15 protein-coding genes are annotated in these 16,154 nt (G+C 66.4%); 13 read left to right on the plus strand and 2 right to left on the minus strand.

Annotated elements, in window-relative coordinates; translation table 11 throughout:
• Position 1: 1 nt before the first annotated feature.
• Positions 2–1,162, minus strand: coding sequence for a DUF4439 domain-containing protein (locus tag N2K95_RS16260; protein ID WP_313771185.1), 1,161 nt, complete (start codon positions 1,160–1,162; stop codon positions 2–4).
• Positions 1,163–1,247: 85 nt separating this feature from the next.
• Here N2K95_RS16260 and N2K95_RS05480 point away from each other — a divergent pair, with 85 nt between their 5' ends.
• From N2K95_RS05480 to rbfA, 5 genes are all read left to right on the plus strand, one after another.
• The gene (locus tag N2K95_RS05480; protein ID WP_255793438.1) at positions 1,248–1,874 is read left to right on the plus strand and encodes a ribosome maturation factor RimP; all 627 of its coding nucleotides are present in this window, start codon (positions 1,248–1,250) and stop codon (positions 1,872–1,874) included.
• The gene (nusA, locus tag N2K95_RS05485; RefSeq protein ID WP_255793439.1) at positions 1,875–2,846 is read left to right on the plus strand and encodes a transcription termination factor NusA; all 972 of its coding nucleotides are present in this window, start codon (positions 1,875–1,877) and stop codon (positions 2,844–2,846) included.
• 49 nt (positions 2,847–2,895) lie between these two features.
• Complete coding sequence (locus N2K95_RS05490; protein ID WP_260653260.1) at positions 2,896–3,285, plus strand: YlxR family protein; 390 nt, start codon at positions 2,896–2,898, stop codon at positions 3,283–3,285.
• 132 nt (positions 3,286–3,417) lie between these two features.
• The gene (gene infB, locus N2K95_RS05495) at positions 3,418–6,336 is read left to right on the plus strand and encodes a translation initiation factor IF-2 (RefSeq protein WP_260653261.1); all 2,919 of its coding nucleotides are present in this window, start codon (positions 3,418–3,420) and stop codon (positions 6,334–6,336) included.
• A gap of 74 nt (positions 6,337–6,410) precedes the next feature.
• Positions 6,411–6,884: a 30S ribosome-binding factor RbfA gene (rbfA, locus tag N2K95_RS05500; RefSeq protein WP_255793442.1), complete on the plus strand. Its 474-nt coding sequence runs from the start codon at positions 6,411–6,413 to the stop codon at positions 6,882–6,884.
• 68 nt (positions 6,885–6,952) lie between these two features.
• On the opposite strand, the gene N2K95_RS05505 is transcribed toward rbfA, so the two are convergent.
• Entirely contained in the window at positions 6,953–8,110 is a 1,158-nt protein-coding gene (locus N2K95_RS05505; protein ID WP_260653262.1) for a pyridoxal phosphate-dependent aminotransferase, read from the minus strand.
• Positions 8,111–8,266: 156 nt separating this feature from the next.
• Here N2K95_RS05505 and truB point away from each other — a divergent pair, with 156 nt between their 5' ends.
• The 8 genes from truB to N2K95_RS05545 all read left to right on the plus strand — a co-directional run bounded on the left by truB (position 8,267) and on the right by N2K95_RS05545 (position 16,130).
• Positions 8,267–9,094 carry a tRNA pseudouridine(55) synthase TruB gene (gene truB, locus N2K95_RS05510; RefSeq protein ID WP_260653736.1) on the plus strand — a complete coding sequence of 276 codons (828 nt, stop codon included), beginning with the start codon at positions 8,267–8,269 and terminating at the stop codon, positions 9,092–9,094.
• Positions 9,095–9,469, plus strand: a complete 375-nt coding sequence (locus N2K95_RS05515) for a hypothetical protein (protein ID WP_255793445.1) — start codon at positions 9,095–9,097, stop codon at positions 9,467–9,469.
• Positions 9,466–9,909: a hypothetical protein gene (locus N2K95_RS05520; protein ID WP_260653263.1), complete on the plus strand. Its 444-nt coding sequence runs from the start codon at positions 9,466–9,468 to the stop codon at positions 9,907–9,909. The genes N2K95_RS05515 and N2K95_RS05520 overlap by 4 nt, the downstream gene beginning before the upstream one ends.
• An 83-nt stretch (positions 9,910–9,992) precedes the next feature.
• Positions 9,993–10,661 (plus strand): DUF4345 domain-containing protein, encoded by a 669-nt coding sequence (locus N2K95_RS05525; RefSeq protein ID WP_255793447.1) that lies wholly within the window; start codon positions 9,993–9,995, stop codon positions 10,659–10,661.
• A gap of 105 nt (positions 10,662–10,766) precedes the next feature.
• Positions 10,767–11,750 (plus strand): bifunctional riboflavin kinase/FAD synthetase, encoded by a 984-nt coding sequence (locus tag N2K95_RS05530; RefSeq protein ID WP_260653264.1) that lies wholly within the window; start codon positions 10,767–10,769, stop codon positions 11,748–11,750.
• 146 nt (positions 11,751–11,896) lie between these two features.
• Positions 11,897–12,166: a 30S ribosomal protein S15 gene (gene rpsO, locus N2K95_RS05535; protein ID WP_227904415.1), complete on the plus strand. Its 270-nt coding sequence runs from the start codon at positions 11,897–11,899 to the stop codon at positions 12,164–12,166.
• 337 nt (positions 12,167–12,503) lie between these two features.
• A complete protein-coding gene (locus N2K95_RS05540; RefSeq protein WP_255793449.1) occupies positions 12,504–14,729 on the plus strand; it encodes a polyribonucleotide nucleotidyltransferase in 2,226 nt (741 codons plus the stop codon).
• Entirely contained in the window at positions 14,730–16,130 is a 1,401-nt protein-coding gene (locus N2K95_RS05545) for a M16 family metallopeptidase (RefSeq protein WP_407080119.1), read from the plus strand.
• Positions 16,131–16,154 lie beyond the last annotated feature (24 nt).

Here is a 16,154-nt window from a genome sequence, read left to right on the forward strand (position 1 = left end):
ATCAGTTCCACGGCAGGTCGTCCGGGACGGCATCCAGCCCGGGGGCTGCGGGAACGGCGTCCGCCTGCAGATACAGTTCCCCGGTGACGGCGGCAAGCCGGTCTATGGCCCAGCTGCGGAGGCTGCCCTCGGACAGCGCCACCAGGTCAGCGTAGACCGCCGGGAACCGCTGTTCCAGTGCGGGAAGGCCTGCAGCGGGATCGCGCAGGAAACCTGCATCCAGGCGGTAGGCCGCAACGGGAGCCACGGCCGGCAGGCACAGATCGGACAGGTAGCCCACCGCATCCGTGCCCCGGGACTGGTGCTCGGCGATGCGCTTACCCCATTCTTCCCGCAGCGCTGCCCCGGGGGGATCCTGCGCCAGGGCCACCTCATAGGCGTAGGCGGCGCCGAACTCCGCGTCGATCGCGGCTTTCAGGGCCGCGGCTGCGTCAGGCGCGGCTTCGGTGTCCGGGCACTTAGGCGCGTCACGTCCGGCGGCGGGCCCGGCGTCGTCGTTGCCGGAATCGGCCGGAACCGCACTGCTTCCGCCCGGACCCGCCGCACCGGCCGCACCGGGCGCGGCCGGATCGGCCTGAGCGCCGGCACGCGCTGCCCATACCTGCTGCGCAGCACCGGCCGCGGCAAGCAGACGAGCCGTGCCGGGATCGGCCCGCCATGCGGCCCGGAGGTTGGCGTCCGCCGAAGCGGTCAAGGCCTGCGCATACTTCTCCGGGGTCCGGGGATCCGCCGCAGCCGGGGTCGGGAGGGTGCCGTCCCCGCCCGTCCCGGTGCGGTTCCCGGGGCTGCCCGAGGGCTCATTGGAGCGCCGTCCGTGCCCGGTATCCGTCAGGAGTGCCGCCTGGGTCCGCAGTCCCTCTGCCTGTTCCCGGAGCTCGGACGCCAGGGGATCTTCCGCCTCGCCCGCCAGGGCCAGCGCCTCTGCTGCCAGGTTCCGGGCGTTGTCCCGCGCCTCGGCCAGGGCGGTCTCGGAGAAGGTCCGGCCGCGGTCCGCTGCATCCCCGGTCCCGGCCACCAATCCGAGGCTCAGGACTACGGCACCGAGTGCGAGGAACAACACAAGACGCCGCGCGCCGGCGCCCAGGCGCCGCCACCGGCGGGCACTTCCGGGCTCGGGTCCGGGGTTTTCTAAAGGCGCGTCCACAACAGTCGATGATGTCACGAACGTGCTCCCATCTGCATCGATGCCTCAAGGGCCCGGGAATGTCGGTAGTCTAGGAAGACAACAACATCTAGTGGGAGGCAGCATGGCGGTTCGGCCCAACCCCAAAAAAGACACGTCGTCGGATTACCGCAGGAACGCGATGCGTGCGGAAGTAGCCGCGGAAACGCAGCGGCTGAAGAATTACCTGGCCCCCACGGTAGAGATGCAGGACCTGTTCCTGGAAGACATCGAGATCAAGCTGGCCGGTGCCCACCGCACCGTCCACGTCATTGTCGACCTTCCCGAGGACCAGCCCGGAGGGGTCAGCCTGGATAGGATTTCGGCCGCGGCCCAGGTGATTTCCGAGGCGATGGACAATGACCCGGGCGACGACGGACGTCCCTACAACCTCGAGGTTTCATCCCCCGGGGTTTCCCGTCCCCTTACCGAGCCGCGCCACTGGCGCCGCAATACGGGCCGCATGGTGTCCGTTTCCGTGGAGCACGGGGACGACGTGATGGGGCGGCTCGTCTCCGTCGAAGATGACGGCATTACGTTAATACCGGAACTCCCGGTCAAGAAAGGGATGAAAGCCAAGCAGGGGGACCCGGTCCGCCTGCCGTTCGGCAACATCCGCAAGGGGCGCGTGGAAGTTGAATTCGCCCACCTTGAAGACGACCCGGCAGGCGAGGACGCCCCGGATGATGAAACCACAGCTGAGGAGGCCTAGATGGAAATAGATATGAGTGCGCTGAGGCTGCTGGAACGCGAACGGGAGATCCCCCTGGATCTGCTCGTTCCGACCATTGAGCAGGCCCTGCTGGTTGCCTACCACAAGACCAACGGCGCGCAGGATCAGGCCAGGGCGGAACTGGACCGGAAAACCGGCCACGTCACCATCTGGGCCGCAGAGCTCGACGACGACGGCGCCACGGTGGGGGAGTTCGACGACACTCCCGCAGGCTTCGGCCGGATCGCCGCCAGCACCGCCCGGCAGATCATCCTGCAGCGCCTGCGCGACGTCGAGGATGACAACATCCTCGGCGAATTCAAGGGCCGCGAAGGCGAACTGGTCTCCGGCCAGATCCAGCAGGGCAACAACCCGCACATGATCCAGGTGAACCTGGGTTCGGTGGAGGCACTGCTGCCCCCGCCCGAACAGGTCCCGGGGGAGAAATACCTCCACGGTTCCCGTCTGCGCGCCTTCGTCGTGGACGTGCGCCGCGGCTTCAAGGGCCCGTCCATCACGCTCTCGCGGTCCCACCCGGGCCTCGTGCGCAAGCTCTTCGAACTGGAAGTTCCGGAAATTGCGGACGGCAGCGTGGAAATCGTTGCCCTGGCCCGCGAAGCCGGCCACCGGTCCAAGATTGCGGTCAAGGCCAACATCCCGGGCATTAACGCCAAGGGTGCCTGCATCGGCGAGATGGGTTCCCGTGTACGGGCGGTCATGAATGAACTGCATGACGAGAAGATCGACATTGTCGACTTCAGCGAGGACCCGGCGACTTTCATCGCCAACTCCCTCTCGCCGTCGCGCGTGAACTCGGTGACCATCACGGACGAGGATCTGCGGTCCGCCCGCGTTGTGGTCCCGGACTACCAGCTCTCGCTGGCCATCGGCAAGGAAGGGCAGAACGCCCGTCTGGCTGCCAAGCTCACCGGCTGGCGGATCGACATCGTTTCCGACGCGAAGGCCTCTTAGGCCGGCGGTGCCGGGAACGGATGCGGCGCCGGACAAGAAAGGCGCTAGAATGTATAAGGCCGGGTCACCCTCCGCCTCCCGTTCAGCCGCTTCCGGCGCTGCCCTGGGATACCGGGTATCCAGGCACGTTCCCCAGCGGACGTGCGTCGGATGCAGGAAAAGGGATGATCAAGCTGTTCTGCTGCGGTTGGTCCGTGTCAGCATGGAAGGCGGCAACGCCGTCCGTGTCGACGAGGACCGCCGAATGCCTGGAAGGGGTGCCTGGTTGCACCCCGACACGGCATGCCTGAGATTGGCAGTGAAACGTTCGGGTTTTCAGAGGGCCTTTCGGGGTTCCGTGGAAATATCGGACGTCGAGCGTTGGTTCAAGGCCCTTGGGGACGTTCCGACCGGGAACGGACCCAAAACCGTCCAACCTGAAAGCGGGTCAGAAATCTGATGGAAACCCGATGAGTACCCAGCGATGAGTACTTTGTTGTGCTCTGTGATGGGCCCCGCTGCAACTGCAGTGGAAGCCCGCAGCAAATAGACGGTTCGTACCTGGCTCGGTGCGGACCGAGACAGGAGAAATGTGGCCAAGGTCCGCGTACACGAGCTTGCTAAAGAGCTCGGCATTACCTCGAAGGATGCAGTTGCAAAACTGCAGGAACTGGGCGAATTCGTCCGTTCCGCCTCATCAACTATTGAGGCCCCGGTAGTCAAGAAGCTTCGAGGCGCCTTCCCGGCGTCTGAAAACAAGGCTGCCGCCCCGGCAGCCCCTGCCAAGGCCGACGCTCCGGCGTCCCGCCCGGCAGCACCGTCCCCCAAGCCCGGCTCAGCGAAGCCTGCCCCGGCAGCTCCCGCGCAGCCTGCCGCACCGGCGCCTTCCGCTCCCGCTGAGGCAGCTCCGGCGCCTTCCGCTCCCGCAGAAGCCGCTCCCGCAGAAGCCGCTCCGGCAACTCCCGCTCCGGAAGCACCGGCAACTCCGGCTCCGGCCGCGGAGCCGGCAGCAGCCGAGGCGGACACCGCCAAGGCACCCGCTTCTTCGGCTCCCCGTCCCGGTGCTCCGCGCCCCGGTGCCGGCGGCCCCCGTCCGGGCAACAATCCTTTCGCAACTTCCCAGGGCATGCCGCGTCCCCGCGGCCGCGGGGAAGGCGAACGGGGCTCCGGCGCACCGCGTCCGGGCAACAACCCGTTCGCTACCTCGCAGGGCATGCCGCGTCCGGGTGGACGCCGCGATGAGGCCGAACGCTCCGGTACGCCGGGTGCAGCAGGCCCCCGTCCCGCAGCCGGTGCCGGTGGACCCCGTCCGGGCGCACCGCGTCCGGGTGCACCGCGTCCCGGTGCTCCCCGTCCGGGTGCACCGCGTCCCGGTGCTCCCCGTCCGGCAGGAGCAGGCGCCGGCGGCGCACGCCCCACACCGGGCATGATGCCCAACCGCACCGAGCGTCCGGCAGCTCCGGGACGTCCGGGTGCAGCAGGACCGCGCCGCGGACCGGGCGGAGCCCCGGGTACCGGCGGCGGCGGCGCACCTGTCGGCGGCGGCTTCGGCAAGGGCGGCCGCGGACGCGGCGGCACTGCCGGTGCCTTCGGCAAGGGCGGCGCAGGCCGCGGCAAGCAGCGCAAGTCGAAGCGGGCAAAGCGGCAGGAACTGGAGCAGATGTCAGCTCCGTCGCTGGGCGGCGTTTCGGTACCCCGCGGCGACGGCAACACTGTTGTCCGTCTGCGCCGCGGCGCGTCCATCACGGACTTCGCTGACAAGATTGAGGCAAACCCGGCAGCACTGGTGACCGTACTGTTCCACCTCGGTGAAATGGCAACGGCCACGCAGTCCCTGGATGAAGGCACCTTCGACATCCTGGGCGCTGAACTGGGTTACAAGATCCAGGTTGTCTCGCCGGAAGACGAAGAGCGTGAACTGCTGAGCACGTTCGACATCGACTTCGAGGCAGAACTTGAAGCCGAAGGCGACGACGACCTCGAGGCACGTCCTCCGGTAGTCACCGTCATGGGTCACGTTGACCACGGTAAGACCCGCCTGCTGGATGCCATCCGTAACTCGAACGTTGTCGAGGGCGAGCACGGCGGCATCACCCAGCACATCGGTGCCTACCAGATCGACTTCGATCACGAGGGCATCGAGCGGGCCGTCACCTTCATCGATACTCCGGGCCACGAGGCGTTCACCGCCATGCGTGCCCGTGGTGCGAAGGTCACCGACATTGCAGTCCTGGTTGTTGCAGCCGACGACGGCGTTATGCCGCAGACGGTGGAAGCACTCAACCACGCACAGGCAGCCAATGTGCCGATCGTGGTGGCAGTGAACAAGATCGATAAGGAAGGCGCCAACCCGGAGAAGGTCCGCGGCCAGCTGACCGAATACGGACTGGTTCCCGAGGAATACGGTGGCGACACCATGTTCGTTGAGGTCTCTGCCCGCCAGAACCTCAACATTGACGCCCTGCTCGAGGCCGTGCTGCTCACCGCAGACGCTGCCCTGGACATGCGCGCCAACCCGAACAAGGACGCCCGCGGTATCGCGATCGAAGCCAACCTGGACAAGGGCCGCGGTGCAGTTGCCACCGTGCTGGTCCAGTCCGGCACGCTGAAGGTCGGCGACACGATCGTGGCGGGAACGGCCCACGGCCGCGTCCGTGCCATGTTCGACGAGAACGGCGACAACGTCACCGAAGCCGGACCGTCGCGTCCGGTCCAGGTGCTCGGCCTGTCCAACGTTCCCCGCGCCGGCGACACGTTCTTCGTCACCGACGACGAGCGCACCGCCCGCCAGATCGCTGAAAAGCGTGAAGCTGCGGACCGCAACGCGGCCCTGGCCAAGCGCCGCAAGCGCATCAGCCTCGAGGACTTCGACCAGGCCGTTGCCGACGGCAAGGTTGACACTCTTAACCTCATCCTCAAGGGTGACGTTTCCGGTGCCGTTGAAGCCCTGGAAGACTCGCTGCTCAAGATCGACGTCGGCGAAGGCGTGCAGCTGCGCGTCATCCACCGCGGCGTCGGTGCCATCACGCAGAACGACGTCAACCTGGCGACGGTGGACAACGCCGTCATCATCGGCTTCAACGTCAAGCCGGCTGAGCGCGTTGCCGACCTGGCAGAGCGCGAAGGCGTCGACATGCGCTTCTACTCCGTCATCTACGCAGCAATTGATGACATTGAGCTTGCACTGAAGGGCATGCTCAAGCCCGAGTACGAAGAGGTCCAGCTCGGCACCGCCGAGGTCCGCGAAGTCTTCCGCTCCTCCAAGTTCGGAAACATCGCCGGCTCGATCGTCCGCTCCGGTGTCATCCGGCGCAACGCCAAGGCACGGGTCACCCGCGACGGCAAGGTCATCGGTGACAACCTCACCGTTGAGTCGCTCAAGCGGTTCAAGGACGACGCCACCGAGGTCCGCACGGACTTCGAGTGTGGTATCGGTCTGGGCTCGTTCAACGACGTCAACCAGGGCGACATCATCGAGACCTTCGAGATGCGCGAGAAGCCGCGCGTCTAATCCGTGGCCGCAGGCCGCCGGGAGATCCGGCGGCCTGCGGGTACTTTGTTTTCCAGTCTTAGTAAGGAGAGGTAATGGCAGATCCAGCACGCGCTGCGAAACTCGCTGACCGTATCAAGGTAGTAGTTGCCCAGGCGCTTGAGCGGCGGATCAAGGATCCCCGGCTGGGATTCGTGACCATCACCGATGCGCGGGTCACCAACGATCTGCAGCACGCCACTTTGTACTACACGGTGTTCGGCGACGAGGAACAGCAGGCAGATACCAAGGCCGCCCTGGAGTCCGCACGCGGAATCCTGCGCGCCGAGGTGGGCAAGAACATCACCGTCCGCCTGACGCCCACGCTCGAATTCGTTGCCGACGAGATCCCGGTCAACGCCGGACACCTCGAGGAACTGATCCGGGCAGCCAAACAGCGCGACGCCGAACTGGCAGCGCTGAAGGAAGGCGCCACCTACGCCGGCGACGCCGATCCGTACCGCAAGGATGAAGAGGACTTCGACGAAGACCTTGACTCCGAGGCACCGGTCAACTCCGACGCCAAGTAGTTTCCAGACGCTTTTCAAAAAGGAGCGGCTCCCCGCGGAGCCGCTCCTTTTTTGCTGCCCCGGTCCGCTTAGGCAGGATGCCCGGGGAGCGGCAGCCGGCGCACGCCCTCCAGCAGCTCCGCCCGGTCCCCGCAGAGTGCAATCCGGATCCAGCCCTCACCGATGGAGCCGAACGCCGTCCCCGGGGCCACGGCCACCGATTCCTCCTTGAGGAACCTGTTGGTCCAGGCGCGGACGTTTCCTCCGGTGACGGAAGACATGTCCGCCCAAAGGTAGAAGGCGCCCCGGGCCGTAAGATAGGGGATTCCCTTCCCGTCGAGGACGGCGCAGGCAGCGTCCCGGTTAGCCCGGTAATGGGCGGAAGCGTTGGCCACGTAGTCCTGCGGACCGGTCAGGGCAGCCAGCGCCGCATACTGCGACGGCGACGCCACGCAGGACACGATGGACTCCATCACCGTGCTCGCCACCTGTTCCAGTCCTGCCGGCATCACCAGTGCACCGATGCGCAGGCCGGTCAGCCCGTAGGTCTTGGACAGTGTGAGGGAGGTGATGACGCGTTCGCCGGCGTCGCCGTCGAACGTCAGGGGGCTGACGTGGGGCACATCGAAGGTGAAGGCCTCGTAGCATTCGTCCGACACGATCCACAGGTCATGCCGCCGTGCCAGCTCCACCAGCGACCGGGTGAGTTCGCGGCTGAACACGGCACCCAGCGGGTTGGAGGGGGAATTGAGCAGCAGTACCCGGGTGCGCGGCGTCAGCAGCGCCTCGATGTCTTCGATCCGCGGCTGGAATCCGTTGTCCGGGTAGAGCGGGTATTCCACCGGCACTGCGTGCAGCAGCTTCGCGGTCATCGCGAACGTCGGATAGCCCGGATTGGGCACCAGGACCTCGTCACCGGCATCCAGGAGCAGGCTCAGGGCCAGATGCAGACCCTGCTGCGCCCCGGACGTGATGAACACCCGCTCGGGAGATATGTCCATTCCGGACGCTGCCCCGGCATGCCGTGCAAACGCAGCGCGCAGGGGAGCGATGCCGGCGTTGGGGGTGTAGCCGGTTTCATCCCGGTCCAGCGTGGCCCGCGCCGCCTCAAGAATATGGGGCGGGGTGGGGAACCCCGGTTCGCCGATGCTCAGGACAACGGCATCCGGCGTGGCCCACGCCGCCTGGGTGATTTCACGGATCTGGTTGGCCGGGACGTTCCGGACGTGGGGTGAGAGCTGTGCCATATCCGAATGCTATGCCACCACCGGACACCCGGGGTGCGGCTCCGGCGCCTCGCCCCGCAACATATACTGAAAGGCGTGAATTCAGGGCAGGTCCGTTCAGGACTGATTATTGTGGACAAGCCGCAGGGATGGACGAGCCACGATGTGGTCGGACGCATGCGGAGGCTGGCGGGCACCCGGAAGGTCGGACATGCAGGCACCCTGGATCCGATGGCTACCGGAGTGCTGGTGGTGGGCATCAACAAGGCAACCCGCCTGCTGACCTACATTGTCGGCACCACCAAGACCTACGAGGCCACCATCCGGCTCGGCCAGTCGACCGTCACGGACGACGCCGAGGGCGAAGTCACATCCGAGACCATTGCGGCCGCCGTGACGGACGACGAAATCCGCGCTGCGGTGGCGGACCTGACCGGCGACATCCAGCAGGTTCCCAGCAGCGTCAGTGCGATCAAGGTCAACGGCGAACGTTCCTACGCCAAGGTCCGGGCCGGGGGAGAAGTGAACCTGCCCGCCCGGCCGGTCACCGTCTCCCGCTTCGAGGTCCACGACATCCGGCGGGAAAACGGCGGCAAGGTCCGCGACGTCGACGTCACCGTCGACTGCTCCTCCGGCACCTACATCCGGGCCCTCGCCCGTGACCTCGGGGCCGCGCTGGGCGTCGGCGGGCACCTGACCGCCCTGCGCCGCACCTGCGTGGGACCGTTCAGCCTGGAGCAGGCCTCCACACTGGACGAGCTGGCCGAGGACCTGCGGGTCCTGGACCTCGACGACGCCGCCGCAGACCTGTTCCCGGTCCGCAGCCTCTCCGCCGCCGAGGCCGAGGATCTTTCGCACGGCCGCCGGATCACTGCCGCCGGCGACGGACAGCCCGGACCGGTGGCCGCCGTGGACCCGGACGGCCGGGTGGTGGGCCTGCTGGAGGAGAAGGGCGGGCAGGCCAAGGCGCTGCTGGTCTTTACTCCCGGAAACGAGAAAGCCTAAATGGCAGTGGACCCGCTGTTCCTCGTCGGTTCCCTGGTCTGCCTGGTCTCCGTGGTGCTGTGCATCGGCGCCGCGGTACTTAAGCAGGGACCCAACGACCTCACCATCCTGTCCGCGGCCGCCGTCGAACTGTTCCTGCTGGTCTACGGGGCAGCGTCCCTGCTCCGCCTCGCCGGCGGCCAGGGCATCGCCGGAGCAGCGTGGGAGTTCTGGGGCTATCTGCTGACGGCGCTGATCATTCCGGTCGGCGCTGTCTGGTGGTCCCTCATGGACCGGAGCCGATGGAGCAACATTGTGCTTTCCGCCGTGGGAATCACCGTATTTGTCATGCTGTTCCGGATGGAACAGATCTGGGACGGAGCAACTCTTCTATGAACCGCAGCAGCAACTCCAACGACCCCGGAGCCGTGTCCCCGCCGTCCGGGCGCAATGCAGGTCCCGGCCGGCTGCTGGTAGCGGTCTACGCCATCTTCGCGCTGGCAGCGACGGCACGGGCGGCCTTCCAGATCCTCACCAAGTTCGACCATGCTCCGATTGCCTACCTGCTTTCCGCCTTCGCAGCCGTCGTCTACATCGTGGCCACCGTCGGCCTGGCCCGGTCCGGCGCCACCGCGTATCGGGTCTCGGTCGCGGCGGTGGGCGTGGAAATGGCCGGCGTGCTGGCTGTCGGAATCTTCGGCCTGATCGACCCCGCCGCACTGCCCGACGACACGGTCTGGTCCGGCTTCGGCAGCGGCTACGGCTATGTCCCGCTGGTCCTGCCGATCATCGGGCTGTGGTGGCTTTACCGGCACCGCGCAGACGCGCGCCGCTGAAATAAGTATGCTTACCTGTTTCGCGGAACTGCGTGAGACGATGGCAGGAACAACTACCGTTCCCACTCCGTCAAGGGAGAACCATGAGCAACGCAGAGCCAACACCGGGAGACCGGAACAGCCCTTCCGGCGACGTGCCGGGAACCTCCGCCCCGCGAACCGGGGGAACTCCGTCGCCGGCCGCTTCGACGCCTGACGCCCGGTCGTCCCGGACAACGCCGGGACGGCAGTCCGGGCGCAAGCAGGCAAAGCCCGGCAGGCAGCCCAAGGCCGCCAAGCCCTTCAAGAGCAGCGACGACTGGGGTGTCTTCCGCGCCGTCGTCATCGGCGTGGGCATCCTGGTGGCAGGCTTCGGCCTCTACAACCTCATCACCGGAACGGCCGGCCTGCCGGAAGTTTCCGGGGGAGAGGTGAATCCCACGCTGGAAAGCCAGTACCGGTTCTTCGCCGCCATGATGGTGGGCGTGGGTGCCGCGTTCGTGGCGATCGCCGTGAAGTTCCAGTGGGCAAACATGCTGTGGCTTGTCTGCCTGATGGTGTTCCTGGGCGGGATCGGCAGGGTGCTCTCCTGGGCGTTCTCCGGAACCCCGCACTTCACCTTCATTGTGCTGATGATCGTTGAACTCGCCTTCCCGCCGGCGCTGCTGGTCTGGCACCGGTTCATCGCCAAGACTTCTGACATGCGCCGCGAGTTCAGCCAGCAGGCAGGCGGCGGTGCCGGTGATCCCGGGATTGCGGGCGGTTCCCGGTAAGCGCCGCTGATCGGACATAATGGATAGGTCCCGGCGCGGCGGAAGCAGCCCGGGAGCCTGGATCAGCCGATCGACCGGCACTGAAAATGCTGTTAAGGAGCCTGTGTGTACTACTGGAATGACCTGGCGGAGATTCCTGCCGATATCGGTCCGACAGTAATCACCATCGGCAACTTCGACGGAGTGCACCTGGGACACCAGCATGTGCTCAACCGGCTGGTGAAAGTGGCGCGGGCCCAGGACGCGGCCGCCGTGGCCATCTCCTTCGACCCCCACCCGGCGCAGGTGCACCGGCCCGAAAGCGCACCCGAACTGATCATGGGCGCCAAGGACCGCGTACAGGCCCTGGCGGACACCGGGCTGGACGGCCTGCTCATGATGCATTACACCCTGGACCTGGCCTCCCTGACCGCAGAGGAATTTGTCCGGCGGGTCCTGGTGGAGGCACTGCACGCCCGGACCGTCGTCATCGGCCACGACGTCCGCTTCGGCAAGGGCAACGCAGGGGACCTGGACACCATGCGCGAACTCGGCCGGGAACTGGGCTTCGCCGTCGAGGCCGTGGAGGACTTCGGTGCCCTTCCCGACGGCCCGGCCTCCGGACGCCGGTGTTCGTCCACCTGGATCCGCGAGGCCCTCCGCGAGGGCGATGTCCGCACCGCCGCCCGCCTGCTGGGACGCACCCACCGGATGCGCGGTGAAGTGGTGCACGGCGCCGCACGCGGACGGCAGCTGGGGTTCCCCACCGCCAACCTCGCCCCCGAGTCCTCCGGCCTCATTCCCGCCGACGGCATCTACGCCGGCTGGCTGGTGGACCAAACCGGGACCCGATGGCCGGCCGCCGTGTCGGTGGGCTCCAACCCGACCTTCGAGGGAGTGAGCCGGCAGGTGGAGGCGCACGTGATCGACCGTCCCGACGAGGAAATCGGGGACTTCAATCTCTACGGCCAGCACGTGATCGTGGAGTTCGTGGACCGGCTGCGCGGCATGATCGCCTACACCGGACCGGAAGCCCTGGTTGAGCAGATGCGGCTCGACGTCGAACGCACCCGCGAGGTCCTTTCGACAGAAAGCGGCACGGGCAGGTAAACTGGATTCAAATTCGGCTGCGGTCCGTGGCGGCTGAATTTCTTTATGTTCCGGGGCCTGTGCCCCAGGGGTTCGCCCCAGGAGCAGAAAGATTCCCGGCAGCGAAGTGCTGACTCGGGCCTCACGGCACAACTCTAGGAGTTACATTGGCACTCGATCCCGCCGTCAAGCAGGAGATCATTCGGGAATTCGCTCGGGCTGAAGGGGACACCGGTTCCCCCGAGGTTCAGGTTGCTGTGCTTTCACGGCGCATCCTCGACCTGACCGAGCACCTGAAGACCCACAAGCACGACCACCACACCCGCCGCGGCCTGATGGCCATGGTTGGTCGCCGTCGTCGCATGCTGACCTACCTGCGCGAGACCGACATCGCCCGCTACCGTGCGCTCATCGAGCGCCTCGGCCTGCGTCGATAGTCTTTGTGGAAGGCGGCACCTGTGCACTGCACGGGGAGCCGCCTTTTGCGCAGGCAGGCATGGACACCGGGAAAGCCGGAAGCGCACCTGTCTGATTCGGGTCTCCGCTCCAGGGGACCTGCGAAGGTAGTAAAGAAGTAATGCAGTAAAGAAGCACACATCACAGGAGTCAGCCAGCATCGCAGCATTCGCGGTCCTCGGTAGTGGTCTCCGGGAGATTCTGCCCGAGGACCTCGATCGAAGACCGGGTGTTGAACGTGCGGCCCGTGCCGCACGGCAAGAAGTTCGAACGGTGCTGGGTGCCTCCGCCCACAGAAGAAACGGAGGTGACTCTCATATGGAGGGTCCCGAAATTCAGTTCTCAGAAGCCGTTATTGACAACGGCAAATACGGCAAGCGCGTCATCCGGTTCGAAACCGGCCGCCTCGCCCAGCAGGCAGCCGGCTCCGCGATGGTCTACATTGACGAAGACACCGCACTGCTCTCGGCCACCTCGGCCGGCAAGTCCCCGCGCGAAGGCTTCGACTTCTTCCCGCTGACCGTGGACGTCGAGGAGCGTATGTACGCTGCCGGCCGCATCCCGGGCTCGTTCTTCCGCCGCGAAGGCCGCCCGTCCACCGAGGCCATCCTGGCCTGCCGCCTGATGGACCGCCCGCTGCGCCCCGCCTTCGTGAAGGGCCTGCGCAACGAGGTTCAGATCGTGGTCACCATCCTGGCGATCAACCCCGACGTCCTTTACGACGTTGTTGCGATCAACGCTTCCTCCATGTCCACCCAGCTGAGCGGCCTGCCGTTCTCCGGCCCGATCGGCGGCGTCCGCGTTGCCCTGGTCGACGGCCAGTGGGTTGCCTTCCCGAAGCACTCCGAGCTCGAGCGCGCCGTGTTCTCCATGGTGGTAGCCGGCCGCATTGCCGGTGACGACGTCGCCATCATGATGGTGGAAGCCGAAGCCACGGACAACGCCTGGACCCTCATCAAGGAAGAGGGCGCCACCGCCCCGACCGAAGAGGTTGTTGCAGAAGGCCTGGAAGCGGCGAAGCCGTTCATCAAGGTTCTGTGCGACGCCCAGTCGGACCTGGCTGCCCGCGCCGCCAAGCCCACCGTCGAGTTCCCGATCTTCCTGGACTACCAGGACGACGTGTACGAGGCCGTTGAAGCCGCAGCCGGCGAGAAGCTGGCCAAGGTCTTCTCGATCGCCGACAAGCAGGAGCGCGACGCTGCTGCCGACGAGCTGAAGAACGAAGTCAAGGCCGCACTGGCCGAGAAGTTCGAAGGCCGCGAAGGCGAAGTCTCCGCTGCTTTCCGTTCCGTCACCAAGCAGGTTGTGCGCCAGCGCATCCTCAAGGAGCAGGTCCGCATCGACGGCCGCGGCCTGACGGACATCCGCCAGCTCACCGCCGAGGTAGAGGTTCTGCCCCGCGTGCACGGTTCGGCCATCTTCGAGCGCGGCGAAACCCAGATCATGGGTGTCACCACGCTGAACATGCTGAAGATGGAACAGCAGATCGACTCGCTGTCGCCGGTAACGCGCAAGCGCTACATGCACAACTACAACTTCCCGCCGTACTCCACCGGTGAGACCGGCCGCGTGGGTTCGCCCAAGCGCCGCGAAATCGGCCACGGTGCCCTTGCCGAGCGCGCACTGATGCCGGTGCTGCCCACGCGTGAAGAATTCCCGTACGCCATCCGCCAGGTCTCCGAAGCCCTGAGCTCCAACGGCTCCACCTCCATGGGTTCGGTCTGCGCCTCGACGCTGTCCATGCTCAATGCCGGTGTGCCGCTGCGCGCTCCGGTGGCAGGCATCGCCATGGGCCTGGTCTCCGACCAGGTTGACGGCGAAACCCGCTACGCAGCCCTGACCGATATCCTCGGCGCCGAAGATGCCTTCGGCGACATGGACTTCAAGGTTGCCGGTACCTCCGAGTTCGTCACGGCCATCCAGCTGGACACCAAGCTCGACGGTATCCCCGCCTCCGTGCTGGCAGCAGCACTGAAGCAGGCCCGCGAAGCCCGCCTCCACATCCTCGACGTGATGCAGGCCGCGATCGACGCACCGGACGAGCTCTCCGAGTTCGCGCCGCGCATCATCTCGGTCAAGATCCCCGTGGACAAGATCGGCGAGGTCATCGGCCCGAAGGGCAAGATGATCAACCAGATCCAGGAGGACACCGGCGCTGACATCTCCATCGAAGATGACGGCACCGTCCTCATCGGCGCAACCGACGGCGGCTCCGCCGAGGCTGCCCGCTCGGCGATCAACGCGATCGCCAACCCGCAGGTCCCCGAGATCGGCGAGCGTTACCTCGGTACGGTAGTCAAGACCACCACCTTCGGTGCCTTTGTCTCCCTGACCCCGGGCAAGGACGGCCTGCTGCACATCTCCGAGCTGCGTAAGCTCGCCGGCGGCAAGCGCGTAGACAACGTCGACGACGTCGTCTCCGTAGGCCAGAAGGTCCAGGTCGAAATCACCAAGATCGATGACCGTGGAAAGCTTTCGCTCTCCCCGGTGGTTGCTGAAGACGCCGAAGGCGAAGAAGCAGCAGAAACCGAGTCTGCAGAGTAAATGCCGGAAAACTCCGATGGAAACCGTCCCGTGTCCCCTTCCTCACCGAAGGGGCACGGGACGGTTGTCCAGCTTCCGCTGACCACCTTGTCCTCCGACCCGACCCTCGTTGTCGGCACTCCGGGAGGCGCCGTCGTGCGCCGTTCGGTATTGCCCGGCGGCGTCCGGGTCCTGACGGAGGAAATGCCCGGCCAGCGCAGCACGGCCATCGGATTCTGGGTTGGTGTCGGCTCGCGGGATGAAGCCGCGGGCCGGCACGGCTCCACACACTTCCTTGAGCACCTGCTGTTCAAGGGCACCAGCCGCCGCTCGGCGCTGGATATTGCCTCGGCATTTGACGAGGTGGGCGGTGAGTCCAACGCGGCCACCGCCAAGGAAAGCACCTGCTACTACGCACGGGTGCTGGACACCGATCTGCCGATGGCCATCGACGTCATCACCGACATGGTGACGTCCGCCGTCCTGGACCCGGAGGAACTGGAACAGGAACGCGACGTCATCCTGGAAGAGATCGCCATGGACAATGACGATCCGGCCGATCTCTGCCACGAAAAGTTTTCCGAGGCGGTCCTCGGGGACCACGCCCTCGGCCGTCCCATCGGCGGCACCCCCGACGCCATCCGCAGCGTGTCCCGCGAAGCGGTCCTCGACCACTACCGGCGCTACTACCGGCCTGAAGAGCTGGTGGTCACCGCCGCCGGGGGACTGGACCACGAGGAAGTCTGCGCACTGGTGCTGCAGGCACTGGAGGCCGCCGGCTGGACGCTGGACCCGGAAGCAACGCCCGCACCGCGGCGCGAGACCGCCCCGGCCGTGATTTCCGGTACCGCCGGCGTACAGGTCATCAACCGTCCCGTGGAGCAGGCCAACATCGTGATGGGCTGCCCCTCGCTGACCGCCACGGATGACCGCCGCTTCGCGATGAGCGTGCTGAACACCATCCTCGGCGGTGGCATGTCCTCCCGCCTGTTCCAGGAGATCCGCGAGAAGCGCGGCCTGGTCTATTCCACCTACTCGTTCTCGGCGTCGTACGCCGACGCCGGCTACTTCGGTATGTACGCGGGCTGCTCGCCGGCCAAGACCCGTCAGGTCATCGACCTGCTCGGCAGCGAACTCGAGCGCCTGGCCGCGGACGGCGTGGAGCCGGCCGAGTTGGCCAAGGCCCTGGGCCAGATCTCCGGCGGCATGGTGCTCGGGCTGGAGGACTCCGGTTCCCGGATGTCCCGCCTGGGCCGTGCCGAACTGGTCAGCGGCGAGTTCATCGACATCGACGAGTCCCTGCGGCGGATCCATTCCGTCACCGCCGAACAGGTGCAGGAACTGGCTGCGGAACTTGCTGCGGCACCCCGCACCATCACCGTGGTGGGCCCGTTCGAGTCGGCCGCCGAACTGGGCTTCTAACCCTTAACCGCAAAGGCACACCCG

This window comes from Arthrobacter zhaoxinii (assembly GCF_025244925.1).
In the GTDB taxonomy this organism is placed as follows: Bacteria; Actinomycetota; Actinomycetes; order Actinomycetales; family Micrococcaceae; genus Arthrobacter_B; species Arthrobacter_B zhaoxinii.

Coding starts and splice junctions, on each gene's coding strand:
- N2K95_RS05480 (WP_255793438.1), top strand. CDS start 1,248: ATGGCGGTTCGGCCCAACCCCAAAAAAGACACGTCGTCGGATTACCGC.
- nusA (WP_255793439.1), top strand. CDS start 1,875: ATGGAAATAGATATGAGTGCGCTGAGGCTGCTGGAACGCGAACGGGAG.
- N2K95_RS05490 (WP_260653260.1), top strand. CDS start 2,896: ATGTATAAGGCCGGGTCACCCTCCGCCTCCCGTTCAGCCGCTTCCGGC.
- rbfA (WP_255793442.1), top strand. CDS start 6,411: ATGGCAGATCCAGCACGCGCTGCGAAACTCGCTGACCGTATCAAGGTA.
- N2K95_RS05505 (WP_260653262.1), bottom strand. CDS start 8,110: ATGGCACAGCTCTCACCCCACGTCCGGAACGTCCCGGCCAACCAGATC.
- truB (WP_260653736.1), top strand. CDS start 8,267: ATGCGGAGGCTGGCGGGCACCCGGAAGGTCGGACATGCAGGCACCCTG.
- N2K95_RS05515 (WP_255793445.1), top strand. CDS start 9,095: ATGGCAGTGGACCCGCTGTTCCTCGTCGGTTCCCTGGTCTGCCTGGTC.
- N2K95_RS05520 (WP_260653263.1), top strand. CDS start 9,466: ATGAACCGCAGCAGCAACTCCAACGACCCCGGAGCCGTGTCCCCGCCG.
- N2K95_RS05525 (WP_255793447.1), top strand. CDS start 9,993: ATGAGCAACGCAGAGCCAACACCGGGAGACCGGAACAGCCCTTCCGGC.
- N2K95_RS05540 (WP_255793449.1), top strand. CDS start 12,504: ATGGAGGGTCCCGAAATTCAGTTCTCAGAAGCCGTTATTGACAACGGC.
- N2K95_RS05545 (WP_407080119.1), top strand. CDS start 14,730: ATGCCGGAAAACTCCGATGGAAACCGTCCCGTGTCCCCTTCCTCACCG.